Consider the following 12248-nt stretch of genomic DNA (forward strand, 5'->3'; position numbering starts at 1 on the left):
AATAGATACTCCTTGTCAGATAGCTACGGGAAGCAGGTCGATGAGCGCTTTCAGAAGGACCGTGCTTTCGACGCGTTCGGGAGAAAGGCATCCGAGCGCGGAATAGGTGATGGGGGAAAACCACTCAATACCGATGAGGATAAGGCAGATAAGCAGCAGGCCGCACACCGCGCCGATGGCCGCGCCGCCAAGCGAGTCCAGCACGCCGAGCGGGGTCAGGTGGGCGAGGAAGTGCAGGCTTTTGCCGAGGATGGCGGCCAGCCAGCCGAACAAAACGGCAAACAGCAGCAAAAGCGCGAGAAACGCGATGCTTTCCGCCATGCTGGCCGCGGCTTCGGTGACGGTCTGCTTTAAACCGTCCAGCAGCCCGGAGGCCGCGCCGAGCTCTGCCTGCTTGGAAAACACCTCTCCGACGATCGGCGTGACTACCAGCCGTGCAAGCCCGGGCGCAAGCGCCTTAGCGGTAAAGGAAGCGGCGGCGAGCGCCGCGATCTTGCCGACCATACCGGTGAGCGAATGCAGCGCGCCGCGGCGGAAGCCCAGAATCAGGTTGACCAGAAGAACGGCCAGGATCATCAGGTCAGGCAGGTTTAAAAGCTTGGGAAGCAGATCGGTTATGGGTTCATTCAGTGTCATTCGGGATTTCCTCGGAACGTGTAGAGTGTGCGGTGAAGATGCGCGACTGCTTGGCGTAAAGCGCGAAGACCGAGCCGTCATCGGTCAGCAGCACGCGCCGCGCGCCGACTGCCTCTGGATTGCGCCATTGGGGCTGAAAGGACGTGTCATACACGGAAACGCCGGACGCGGAAAGCGCCGCGACACCCGCGCGGGACACGGCGAGCGCGCTGGGTTCCTCTGCGACCGGATACGGACCCTCGACCTTGCCGCTTGCACGCATCAAATAGATATCGCTGCGCGAAGAGCCGGAATACGAGCGCGTTGCGAGTGCGAGCGCATCGTTCGAGAGGGAGAACGCGAGCAGATCGTTTGAAGAATAGGAGATCACCTTCTCGGCCTGCCCTTTGCGGCTGACGGTATACAGCCCATCGTCGCACAGCGCGGCAGCCGCGCCGTTGGACAGATAGGCGACCTCCAGGCCGAGCGTGCCGAAAAGTGTGGCCTCGGCCTCCTTTTCGCCCTTGCCGACGGAAAAGAACAGCACCTTGGAGTCAAGCGACACGCTGTTTTGCTGGAACGCGAGCGCAGCAAGGGTCTTGCCGTCCGGAGAGAGCGCGGCGGATAGGATATAGTATTCCGAGGTTTGCCATTTAAACACCTCGGCGCCGCGGTTATTATAGACATAAACAGCGGTGCGGTACCCCTGCTCGTCCGTGACTAGGGTGCAGTAGCCGTCCTCCGTGATGCTGCCGGTGATGATGGGGGAGGTAAGCGTCAGCTCGGCGACAGGCGCGACAGAGTTGGAAAGCGTCGCGCCGTGTCCGCCGCGGTCATATGCCAGCACGTATTCGCCGCCTGACTCGACGACCGGGGACGCATAGGCGAGCGTTTTCTTCATTGTGGTCAGCCCGCCGGGCTTGGCGAGATACAGTGTATCGCCGTCGACATAAGCGAGGCCCGAGCCGAACAGTGTGCCGTCCGCGAGCGAACCGTTTTCATAGACGATGCTTGTAATATCGCCCTCATGCTGCCGCAGGCCGGCGATGGCGTAGCTGGTCAGGCTACGGATGGACGCGGGGGTCAGCAGCCGGTAATTGGCCAGCAGAAACAGGAACGCGCCGACGGCCAGCAGCCAGCCCACTGCGGTGCGCAGCTTGACGCACAGGCGCACGCGCTTGTCCTCGCTTTCGCGCAGGATCTTGCGGCGCTCCTTTTTGGAGCGCGGGAAAGCGATCACGTTGCTTTGCCGATCCTTGACATGTCCGGCCATCGGTTCACCTCCTCATTGTACCGCGCAGAAGACAGAAAAATGTGAATAGAGCGTAAATTTCAAAGGAAAAACCCGGTTTCCGCGCGGTCAAGCGCGAATGGGGCGAGTTCGGGCGTTTGCTCATACCACAGCCGGTTCATATAGAGGCCGTGGGCGGGTAAGGTCGGGCCGGCGGCCTCGCGGTCGCCTGCGCGCAGGATATCGGAAACGTCGTCCGGCGCAAGTTTGCCGCCGCCGACGTAAGTAAGCGTACCGGCGATGGCGCGCACCATATTGTACAGAAACCCGTCCCCGCAGACACGGATACGGATGAGCGGCCCAACGGCTTCGGCTTCGCACCAAAAGACCGTGCGCACCGTCGATTTGACGGGCGTGCCCTGGCTGCGCACCGCCGCAAAATCCTGCCTGCCGACGAATTTCTGCGCGCCCGCCTGCATGCGTGCAAGGTCGAGCGGGTAGGTGTAACGGTAGGCGCGGCCCGCTAGAAACGGGTCAGGCAACGCGGAGGGGAACAGATAATAGGCGTACTCCTTGCGGGTGCAGTCGAACCGCGCGTCGAACCCATCGGGCACTTCACACGCGCCGGACACCGCGATATCGTTTGGCAGAAAGCTGTTTAAAGCAAGCGGCAGACGGTCCAGTGGGATGGTGCAGTCCGCCTTGAAATTCGCGACATACCACCGCGCGTGCACGCCCGCGTCGGTGCGTCCGACGCCCGACACGCGCACGCTTTGCCCGAGCAGCCGCCCGATGGCGGTTTCGAGCGTCTCCTGGATGGACGGGCCGTTTTTCTGGATCTGCCAGCCGTGATAGGCCGTACCGTCATAGGACAGAATGAGCGCGATATTCATAGACCGAACCGCCCGAGCGCGATCGCGCCGCCGAAAACGGCGATGCTGAGCAGGATGGCGCAGATGTCGACGCGCTCGATTTTGAGCTGCTTCATGCGTGTGCGGCCGACATCCCCGCGGTATAGGCGGCATTCCATGGCGGTTGCAAGCTCGTCCGCCCGGCGGAACGCCGAAATGAACAGCGGCACCAGAATGGGGATCATGGCGCGGGCGCGCTGGATGATATTCCCCGAATCAAAATCCGCGCCGCGCGCTTTCTGCGCCGAAATGATCTTTTCGGTTTCCTCGATCAGCGTGGGGATAAAGCGCAGCGCGATCGACATCATCATGGAAAGCTCGTGCACGGGCGCGTGCAGCTTTTTGAGCGGCGCGAGCAGACGCTCTAGGCCGTCGGTAAGCTGGATGGGCGAGGTGGTGTAGGTCAGCATAGAGGTTGCGATGATGAGCAGCATCAGGCGCAGCACCATGAAAAACGCGATCTTAATGCCCTGCCGGGAGATATGCAGGAAGCCCCACTGCCAGATATAGTCGCCCGGTGTGTAAAACAGGTTTAAAACAGCGGTGAAGACGATGATAAACAGCACGGGTTTGAGTCCGCGCACGATCATTTTGGGAGAAATGCGCGAAATGGCGATTTCGAGGCACAGAAAGCCGATGATGAGCGCATAGGAGACCGGGCCTGCGGCCAGAAACAGCGTGACGATCATGGCGACCGTCAAAACGATCTTCACGCGCGGGTCGAGCCGGTGCACCGCGGTCTCGCCGGGGAAGTACTGGCCGATGGTGATATCCTTGAGCATCAGCTGCCCCTCCTTTCGCGGCAGGCGCGGATGGCGTCCAGCGCCTGATCGACCGTGAACACCGAGGTATCCACGTCAAGCCCGCGCTTTTTCAGCTCGAGCATCACCTTGGTCACCATCGGGATATCGAGCCCGGCGGCGATGATCTCGCCGACGTGTGCGAAGACTTCGCGCGGCGTGTCGCAGAACAGGATCTTCGCCTGATTCATGACGAGCAGCCGGTCGGCGAGCTTTGCAATATCCTCCATCGAGTGCGATACGATCAGCACAGTCGCGCCCGACTCGTCGTGGTAACGTTTGACAAGGCCGAGGATCTCGTCCCGTCCTCCGGGGTCGAGGCCGGCGGTCGGCTCGTCCAAAACGAGCACGTCCGGCCGCATGGCGATGACGCCAGCGATGGCGACGCGGCGCTTCTGTCCGCCCGAGAGCGCGAACGGGGACTGCGAAGAAAGGCTCTCGTCCAGCCCGACCGCGCGCATGGATTCCCGCACGCACTCGTCGATTTCTTCGGCGGGCAGACCCATATTGGTTGGCCCGAACGCAATATCTTTCGCAATGGTCTCTTCAAAAAGCTGGTATTCGGGATACTGGAACACCAGTCCGACGCGGAAGCGGGTCTCCCGCGCGCATTTGCCCTTTTCGTTCCAAATAGACTGCCCATCGAGCAGGATCTCGCCCTCGTCGGGCTTTAAAAGTCCGTTAAAATGCTGGATGAGCGTCGATTTGCCCGAGCCGGTGTGGCCGATGATGCCTAAAATCTCGCCTTTTTCAATTTGCAGGTCGACATGGTCGAGCGCTTTGCGCTCAAAGGGGGTGCCTGCGCCGTAAATATGGGTCAGGCCCCGCGTTTCCAAAATAGTTGACAAGTGGCCGTCCTCCAAACCGTTTATTGTAGATACTGCTGTAAAATATCCGCGCACTCTTCGACCGACAGCGCGTCGATCGGGAGGCCCGCGCCGTCCCGCTCGTTGAGGTCGCTTAAGATTTCCACGGTCTGCGGCACGGTCAGGTGCGCGTCGCGCAGCTCTTTTACACGGGTGAAGATCTCGCGCGGCGTGCCGTCCATCAACACGCTGCCCTCGTGCATGACGACCACGCGGCCGGCCTGCACTGCCTCGTCCATATGGTGCGTGATGAGCACGACCGTGATGCCCAGCGTCGTATTGAGGCCGCGCACCACATTCATCACCTCGCGGCGGCCCTGCGGGTCGAGCATGGCGGTGGGCTCGTCTAAAACGACGCAGCGCGGCATCATGGCGATGACGCCCGCGATGGCCACGCGCTGCTTCTGCCCGCCGGACAGCCGGTGCGGCGCCTGTTTGCGGTATTCGTACATGCCGACGGCCTCGAGCGCGTCGTCCACGCGTTTGCGGATTTCGGCGGGCGGCACGCCCATATTTTCGAGCGCGAACGCCACGTCCTCCTCGACCACGGTGGCGACAAGCTGGTTGTCCGGGTTCTGGAACACCATGGACACGGTCTTGCGCACCTCATAGGTGTTCTGTTCCTCGCGGGTGTCCATCATATCGACATAGCACACGCCGCCGGTGGGCAGGCGGATGGCGTTAAAATGCCCGGCAAGCGTACTTTTCCCCGAGCCGTTGTGCCCCAAAACGGCGACGAACTCGCCGCGCCCGATGGTCAGGCTCACGCCCTTGAGCACGGGCACGGACAGCGTGCCCTCCTCGGTGGGATAGGCGTATTCGAGGGCCTCGGTTTTGATGATTTCAGACATTTTTACTCCTCCGCGATAAACCGCGCGCTTGATCCGCACGGCAAAACAAGCCCGGTCGACTCGACCGGCAGGCCAAGCTCCTGCGCCTCGATCTTGCCCGCCGCGCGCCTGCCCGCCGTGATGCCGAGCAGGTACGCCATGACTGACGGGGCCAGCCCCGCCGAATAGCTGGAGATCAGCACAAACAGGGGCTTGTCCGATAAAAGCTCCATTGTGAGCGCGACGAAATCCGCCACGTCCTCCTCGATCTTCCACGTTTCGCCCGACGGCCCACGGCCATATGAGGGCGGATCCATGATAATGGCGTCGTATTTGCGGCCGCGCCGAATCTCGCGCTGCACGAACTTCTTGCAGTCATCCACGATCCAGCGGATGGGTTTGTCCGCGAGGCCGGAGGACTGCGCGTTTTCCTTCGCCCAGCCGACCATGCCCTTGGAGGCGTCCACATGGCAGACCTCCGCACCCGCGGCAGCCGCCGCGAGCGTCGCCCCGCCCGTGTAGGCGAACAGGTTGAGCACCCGCACCGGGCGGTGTGCGCCGCGCACCATGCGGTCGATAAAATCCCAGTTTGCGGCCTGCTCGGGGAATAGGCCGGTGTGCTTGAAGCTCATGGGCTTGAGCTGAAAGGTCAGCTCCCCATAGCGGATGGCCCACTGCTCGGGTAGCTTCCGGATCTCCCATTTGCCGCCGCCAGCTGAGGAGCGGTGGTAAACCGCGTTCGGCTTGTCCCACGCGCGGCAGCCTGCTTCGCGCGGCCAGATGGCCTGCGGGTCGGGGCGCACGAGCACCTGGTTTGCCCAACGCTCGACCTTTTTGCCCTCGCCGCAGTCGAGCACGGCGTAATCTTTCCAGTTGTCTGCGATCCACATAAGCGTGTTCCCCATCATTCCATAATATATCAGTTTCTATTTTACCACCAAACGGTGGGTAAAGCAATTTAAATTGTGTCAAGACAGCGGGGTGCAAACGCGCGGGATTTCATGCAAATTGTCGGTTTTGGGGCGGCAAGCGCAAAAGCAGGCCGCGAACGAGTTCGCGGCCTGCCCAGCTTTGGCGGAATACGCCGTTCCCGACGGCGTCCGCACGCTATTTTTTCCTTTTCGGCTTGGCCCATCCGGCTTTCTTGGGCGGGGCAGGGCGGCGGCGCGCGTCTTTCGCGGGCTTCGCGTTCCGCCCCGCCGGCGGCTTTTCGCCGTGCGCGGGGCGGATGAGACAGTCCTTCCCGAAGCCGATCAGATCCTCGCGTCCGGCCTTCTTGAGCGCGGCGAGGACGATGGGGCGCTTATCCGGCCGGCGCCATTGCAGCAGCGCGCGCTGCATGGCCTTCTCCTCGGCGGTTTTGGCGACAAAGACCGGCTTCATCGTGCGCGGGTCGAGGCCGGTATAGTACATCGCGGTCGACAGCGTGCCCGGCGTGGGGTAAAAATCCTGCACCTGCTCCGGCATATAGCCGACACGGTTCAGGTAGCAGGCCAGCTCGACCGCGTCCCGCAGTGTCGCGCCCGGATGGGACGACATCAGATACGGCACAAGGTATTGCTTGCGTCCCAGCTTTTGATTGATACGGGCATAGCGTTCGCGGAAGCTTTCATATACAGAGAATGATGGTTTGCCCATATAATACAGAACGTTATCGCTCATGTGCTCGGGCGCGACCTTGAGCTGCCCTGAAATATGGTGCTCTACCAGTTCGCGGAAAAACGCGTCGTTCCGGTCTGCCATCATGTAGTCATAGCGCAGCCCCGAACGCACAAACACCTTTTTTACGCCCTCGATCTGCCGCAGCTCGCGCAGCAGGTTCAGATAGTCGGTATGGTCGGCCTCAAGGTTTTTGCAGGCGGAGGGGAACAGGCAGCGCTTGTCCCGGCAAAGGCCATGCTCCTCCTGTTTTTTGCAGGAGGGGAAGCGGAAGTTGGCGGTCGGCCCGCCGACGTCATGGATATACCCCTTAAATTCTGGCATGGCCGCGATCTGCGTTGCCTCTGTAAGCACGCTTTCATGGCTTCGTGCCGAAATATAGCGTCCCTGATGAAAAGCGAGCGCGCAAAAATTGCATGCGCCGAAGCAGCCGCGGTTGTGGATGATGGAAAACTGCACCTCCTGGATCGCGGGCACGCCGCCTTGCGCCTCATAGGAGGGATGGTAGGCGCGCATGAAAGGCAGGGCATACACCCTGTCCATCTCCGCGGTGGAAAGCGGCCTCGCGGGCGGGTTCTGCACGAGCACGCGCTTGCCGTGCCGCTGCAAAAGGGCTTTGCCGCGCACAAAATCCTGCTCGCCGTATTGCAGCATGACCGAACGGGCGTACTGGGGCTTGTCGGCGGATACCTCGTCAAACGAGGGGCACTCGACGGCTTCAAACGGCGTTTCCGCCGCGCTGTGCGCGAAATAGGCCGTGCCGCGGACCTCCCGGCACGCGTCCGCCCCCTTTTTGCCGTGTTTGAGGTTTTCCGCTAGCTCGAGTACCGAGCGCTCGCTCATGCCGTACATCAGCCCGTCCGCACCGGTGGATTCCAGAATGGACGGCATAACGCGGTCGGCCCAGTAGTCGTAGTGTGCGAAGCGGCGTAAGGAAGCCTCTATGCCGCCCAGATAGATGGGCGTATCGGGGAACGCGCGGCGCGCCAGCATGGAATAGACGGTCACGGCGCGGTCGGGCCGTTTTCCCGACTTTCCGCCGGGGGTGTACGCGTCGTCCGACCGTCGTTTTTTGGCCGCCGTGTAGTGCGCGACCATCGAATCGATGTTGCCGCCGTTGATGAGCACGGCGTAGCGCGGCCGGCCCATGGCGAGGAAATCCCGTTCATCGTGGAAATCCGGCTGGCTCAAAATGGCGACGCGGAAGCCCGCATCCTCCAAAACGCGTGAAATGATCGCCGTGCCGAATGACGGATGATCGACATACGCATCGCCGGTCACAAGCAGAAAATCGCAGTAATACCAGCCGCACGCCTCCATATCCTGTTTTGAAATCGGTAAAAAACCGCTCATATGTTCCACCTTTGCAAAAAAATAACCGTTTCCCGATCAAAGGAAACGGTTATTCGTGTGTTTCGTCAGTTGTCGAGATAATACTGCACCAATTCCTGCATCAACTCGTCGCGGTCGATCTTGCAGATCAGGCTGCGGGCGTTGTTGTGATTGGTGATGTAGGTCGGGTCCTCGGAGAGGAGATATCCGACGATCTGGTTGATTGGGTTATAACCCTTCTCCTTAAGCGCGTCATAGACCGCGGTCAGCGTGCGCTTCATTTCTTTGTTGGATTCGTCTACCAGACTGAACTTTCTCGTGCCGTCAAGCATGGCTGTCTCCTTTCCTAGGGGTTTTCTCTTTTGGTCTGATACAAGCATAATACAAAACGCGTGAAAAGTAAAGCCTTATCCGCGAAGTACGGCGCTAAAATCTTTTTCCAGCGCGGCGATGGCGGCGCGCATGGCCTTGTCGCACTCCTCGTCGGTCAGCGTGCGGTCGGGCGCGCGCAGGATGAGCGAATAGGCGACCGACTTCCTGCCCTCCGGGATGCCCTGTCCCTTGTAAACGTCGAACAGGCGGACATCCTCCAGGATATCGCCCGCGGCCTTGCAGATCGCAGCCTGCAGCGCCGCGGCGGGCGTTTCGTCGTCAACCAGCACGGCGATGTCGCGCGTCGACGCCGGGAACTTGGGCAGGGGGTGGTAGAGCTTCACCGGGTCGATCGCGTCAAAGAGCGCGTCGAGCGGCAGCTCGGCGGCGAGGATCTCGCCGGACAGATCGTTTTTCCTGCATACGGACGGGTGCACCGCGCCAAACACGCCGGCGGCTTTGCCGCCGATGACGATGCCCGCACAGCGTCCCGGATGGTAGGACGGGTCATCCTTTTTGGGGACGAACTGCACGTCCTTGATGTTCAGCTCGCGGAAGAGCGCTTCGAGCACGCCCTTGAACTGGAAGAACGACAGGCGCCCGTAAGAGCCAAGCGCCAGAATCTTTTCCTCATGCGGCAGCACGTCGGGGTCGGCTTTGCCGTCCTTTACCGCGGGCGTGTACACTGTGCCCAGCTCAAAGAGCGATGCCGTGGGGTTCCGGTGGGCATGGTTGTGCGCGAGGTTCAGCAGCATCGAGGGCAGCACGGTCGTGCGCATGACGCTGAAATCCTCGCCGAGCGGGTTTAAAATGGTGGTCGAGATGCGGCGCGGGTCGTTCGCGGGCAGGTCGATGGCGTCATAGAATTTGGGCGAGATGAACGAATGGCTCATGGCCTCGTCGAAGCCCGCCTCGCGGCAGATGAGCGATACCGTGCGTTCCATCTGCTGCCGCGGCGTAAACTCGCCCTGCACCATTTCGCCCGCGTAGAGCGTCACCGGGATTTTGTCATAGCCGTACATGCGGGCGACTTCCTCGGACAGGTCGCACATGCGCTCGATATCGGTGCGGAACGACGGCACGACGACCTCGTTTCCCTCTACACGGAACTCCAGCTTTTCCAGCAGCCGCTTCTGCTCGTCAGCGGGCAATTCGATGCCGAGCAGCGCGTTCATTTTGTCGGGTTCAAACGGCAGGCGTTTGGGGTTCGGGTCGGAATGGTCGACGTCGATCACGCCGTTTACGACCTCGCCCGCATGGAGCTGTTCGACCAGCTCGCACGCGCGGTCGACCGCGGCCATGGTCATGCGCGGGTCAAGCCCCTTTTCAAAGCGGCCGGACGCCTCGGTGCGCATGCCGAGCGTCTTGGCGGTCACGCGGACGGTCGCCCCGTGGAAATTGGCGGACTCGAACACGACCGTTTTCGTATCGTCCTCAATCTCGGAGTTTGCGCCGCCCATCACGCCTGCGACCGCGACCGGCTTGTCGTTGTCGCAGATGGCGAGCATTTTATCAGACAGCTCGTGGTCCTGCCCGTCGAGCGTCTGGATGGATTCGCCGCTTCGCGCGCGGCGCACGACGATCTTGCCGTCCGACAGGCACTTGTAGTCGAAAGCGTGCATCGGCTGGCCGTATTCGAGCATCACGTAGTTGGTGATGTCGACGATGTTGTTGATCGGCCGAACGCCGGACGCGTGCAGCCTTTCGCGCATCCACGCGGGGCTCGGCTCGATCTTGATGTTTTTGACCAGCCGCGCGGTGTAGCGCGGGCACAGGTCAGGGTCTTTGACCTCGACCGACATATAATTGCTGATCGAGTCGCCGCAGCCCTGCACTTCGGGGGTCTTGACGGAAAACGATCGGCCGAACGTCGCGGCGGTCTCACGGGCGAGGCCGATGACCGAAAGGCAGTCCGGCCGGTTGGAGGTGATCTCGAAATCGGCTACATAGTCGTCAAGCCCCAAAACCTTTTTGATGTCCTCGCCCACAGGCGTGCCCGCGGGCAGGAACAGGATGCCGTTTTCGTGCGCGTAGGGCACGCAGCCGTGGGAAAGCCCGAGCTCCTGGAACGAACACATCATGCCGTTCGAGGCCACGCCGCGCAGCTTGCCCTTGGTGATCTTAACGCCGCCGGGCAGCGTCGATTTGTGCAGCGCGACCGGGCAGATTTCGCCAACGGAAGCCTCGGTCACGTTGGGCGCACCGGTGACGATCTGGACGGGCTCGCCCTGTCCCGCGTCGATCTGGCAGATCTTGAGATGGTCGGAGTCCGGGTGGTCAACGACGGACAGGACTTTGCCGGTCACGACGTTTTCGATGCCCGCGCCGAGGTAAGAAACCTCCTCGACCTTGGAGCCGGACATGGTCATTTTGGCGTCATACTCCTTGGGCGTGACGCCGGAAATATCGGTATAATCCGAAAGCCAGGAAAGTGGCAGTTTCATGAGTAATTTTCCTCCCTTAGAACTGATGCAGGAAACGGACGTCGTTCTCATAGAACAGACGGATATCGTCGATTTTGAAGCGGCCCATGACCATGCGCTCAAGTCCCGCGCCAAACGCATAGCCCGAGTATTCCTCGGGGTCGATGCCGCTCATTTCGAGCACCTTGGGGTGCACCATGCCGCAGCCCAAAATTTCGATCCAGCCCTCGCCCTTGCAGAGCGGGCAGCCCTCGCCGTGGCAGCGGTAGCACTGGATATCCATTTCGGCCGACGGCTCGGTGAACGGGAAGTGGTGCGGACGGAAACGGACGACCGTGTCCTCGCCGTACAGTTTCTTGGCGAACAACTCCAAAATGCCCTTCAGGTCACTCATGCGGATGCCCTTATCAACGACTAAGCCCTCAAGCTGGTGGAACAGCGGCGAGTGCGTCGCGTCGACCGCGTCCGAGCGGTAAACCCGGCCGGGGGCGATGATGCGGATGGGCGGCTTTTTGTTTTCCATCACGCGCACCTGCATGCCCGAGGTCTGCGTGCGCAGCACGACATTGTCCGAAATGTAGAACGTGTCCTGCGTGTCGCGCGCGGGATGGTCCTTGGGGATGTTGAGCGCTTCAAAGTTATAGTGGTCGAGCTCGACCTCGGGGCCTTCCGCAATGGAGAAGCCGAGGCCGAGGAAAATTTCCTTGAGCTCGTCGAGTACGATATTGAGCGGATGCTTTTTGCCGAGAATGACCTCCTCGCCGGGCAGGGTCACATCGATCGTTTCGCTTTCGAGCTTGTGTGCGAGTGCGGCGTTTTCGATCAGCTCTTTCTGCTTATCGATAATGGTCTCGATCTCGGCGCGCACGTCGTTGATGAGCTGGCCGACGACCGGGCGTTCCTCCGCCGCAACATCTTTCATGCCTTTGAGCAGGGCGGTCAGCTCGCCCTTTTTGCCGAGGAATTTCACGCGCGCGGCATCAAGCGCGCGCGGGTCGGCCGCGCGGTTCAGCTCGTCCTTGGCGGCCTGCAAAATGCCTTGCAGTTTTTCTTTCATGCTGTTTCTCCTCCCAGAAAATAAAAAGCCTTTCGCCCCAATGCATAGGGACGAAAGGCAAAAGATACTTCCGTGGTACCACCCTGATTCCCGGACACACGCCGGGCGCTCATTGAACGGGGATAACGTCCCGTCAGTCCGCCCGCGCCTAC

Annotated in this window: 11 protein-coding genes and 1 other annotated feature (1 of these 12 only partly in view); all 11 genes read right to left on the reverse strand. The window is 61.1% G+C overall.

Going from position 1 to position 12248, the window contains the following annotated elements; translation table 11 throughout:
• Positions 1-15: 15 nt before the first annotated feature.
• Positions 16-636: a CvpA family protein gene (locus SO058_RS01365; RefSeq protein ID WP_320841206.1), complete on the reverse strand. Its 621-nt coding sequence runs from the start codon at positions 634-636 to the stop codon at positions 16-18.
• The gene (locus tag SO058_RS01370; protein WP_320841207.1) at positions 623-1888 is read right to left on the reverse strand and encodes a DUF5711 family protein; all 1266 of its coding nucleotides are present in this window, start codon (positions 1886-1888) and stop codon (positions 623-625) included. Before SO058_RS01370 ends, SO058_RS01365 begins: the two co-directional genes overlap by 14 nt.
• 59 nt (positions 1889-1947) lie before the next feature.
• Positions 1948-2739: a tRNA pseudouridine(38-40) synthase TruA gene (truA, locus tag SO058_RS01375; RefSeq protein WP_320841208.1), complete on the reverse strand. Its 792-nt coding sequence runs from the start codon at positions 2737-2739 to the stop codon at positions 1948-1950.
• Positions 2736-3539, reverse strand: a complete 804-nt coding sequence (locus SO058_RS01380; RefSeq protein ID WP_320841209.1) for an energy-coupling factor transporter transmembrane component T family protein — start codon at positions 3537-3539, stop codon at positions 2736-2738. Before SO058_RS01380 ends, truA begins: the two co-directional genes overlap by 4 nt.
• Positions 3539-4405, reverse strand: coding sequence for an energy-coupling factor transporter ATPase (locus tag SO058_RS01385; RefSeq protein ID WP_320841210.1), 867 nt, complete (start codon positions 4403-4405; stop codon positions 3539-3541). The genes SO058_RS01380 and SO058_RS01385 overlap by 1 nt, the downstream gene beginning before the upstream one ends.
• Positions 4406-4425: 20 nt before the next feature.
• Positions 4426-5274 carry an energy-coupling factor transporter ATPase gene (locus tag SO058_RS01390; RefSeq protein ID WP_320841211.1) on the reverse strand — a complete coding sequence of 283 codons (849 nt, stop codon included), beginning with the start codon at positions 5272-5274 and terminating at the stop codon, positions 4426-4428.
• A 2-nt stretch (positions 5275-5276) separates the two neighbouring features.
• Complete coding sequence (locus SO058_RS01395) at positions 5277-6143, reverse strand: class I SAM-dependent methyltransferase (protein WP_320841212.1); 867 nt, start codon at positions 6141-6143, stop codon at positions 5277-5279.
• A 217-nt stretch (positions 6144-6360) separates the two neighbouring features.
• Positions 6361-8265 carry a YgiQ family radical SAM protein gene (locus SO058_RS01400; RefSeq protein ID WP_320841213.1) on the reverse strand — a complete coding sequence of 635 codons (1905 nt, stop codon included), beginning with the start codon at positions 8263-8265 and terminating at the stop codon, positions 6361-6363.
• 65 nt (positions 8266-8330) lie between these two features.
• Positions 8331-8576 carry an IreB family regulatory phosphoprotein gene (locus tag SO058_RS01405; protein ID WP_320841214.1) on the reverse strand — a complete coding sequence of 82 codons (246 nt, stop codon included), beginning with the start codon at positions 8574-8576 and terminating at the stop codon, positions 8331-8333.
• Positions 8577-8651: 75 nt separating this feature from the next.
• The gene (gene pheT, locus SO058_RS01410; protein ID WP_320841215.1) at positions 8652-11060 is read right to left on the reverse strand and encodes a phenylalanine--tRNA ligase subunit beta; all 2409 of its coding nucleotides are present in this window, start codon (positions 11058-11060) and stop codon (positions 8652-8654) included.
• Between the two features lie 16 nt (positions 11061-11076).
• A complete protein-coding gene (pheS, locus tag SO058_RS01415; RefSeq protein WP_320841216.1) occupies positions 11077-12096 on the reverse strand; it encodes a phenylalanine--tRNA ligase subunit alpha in 1020 nt (339 codons plus the stop codon).
• Positions 12097-12139: 43 nt separating this feature from the next.
• Positions 12140-12248 (reverse strand) — a binding site (T-box leader) (it continues 128 nt past the right edge of the window).

The organism is Agathobaculum sp. (assembly GCF_034098985.1).
Lineage (GTDB): Bacteria > Bacillota > Clostridia > Oscillospirales > Butyricicoccaceae > Agathobaculum.

Excerpts from the sequence above, each read along its gene's own strand:
- SO058_RS01365 (WP_320841206.1), bottom strand. The coding sequence starts at position 636 with ATGACACTGAATGAACCCATAACCGATCTGCTTCCCAAGCTTTTAAAC.
- SO058_RS01370 (WP_320841207.1), bottom strand. The coding sequence starts at position 1,888 with ATGGCCGGACATGTCAAGGATCGGCAAAGCAACGTGATCGCTTTCCCG.
- truA (WP_320841208.1), bottom strand. The coding sequence starts at position 2,739 with ATGAATATCGCGCTCATTCTGTCCTATGACGGTACGGCCTATCACGGC.
- SO058_RS01380 (WP_320841209.1), bottom strand. The coding sequence starts at position 3,539 with ATGCTCAAGGATATCACCATCGGCCAGTACTTCCCCGGCGAGACCGCG.
- SO058_RS01390 (WP_320841211.1), bottom strand. The coding sequence starts at position 5,274 with ATGTCTGAAATCATCAAAACCGAGGCCCTCGAATACGCCTATCCCACC.
- SO058_RS01395 (WP_320841212.1), bottom strand. The coding sequence starts at position 6,143 with ATGTGGATCGCAGACAACTGGAAAGATTACGCCGTGCTCGACTGCGGC.
- SO058_RS01400 (WP_320841213.1), bottom strand. The coding sequence starts at position 8,265 with ATGAGCGGTTTTTTACCGATTTCAAAACAGGATATGGAGGCGTGCGGC.
- SO058_RS01405 (WP_320841214.1), bottom strand. The coding sequence starts at position 8,576 with ATGCTTGACGGCACGAGAAAGTTCAGTCTGGTAGACGAATCCAACAAA.
- pheT (WP_320841215.1), bottom strand. The coding sequence starts at position 11,060 with ATGAAACTGCCACTTTCCTGGCTTTCGGATTATACCGATATTTCCGGC.
- pheS (WP_320841216.1), bottom strand. The coding sequence starts at position 12,096 with ATGAAAGAAAAACTGCAAGGCATTTTGCAGGCCGCCAAGGACGAGCTG.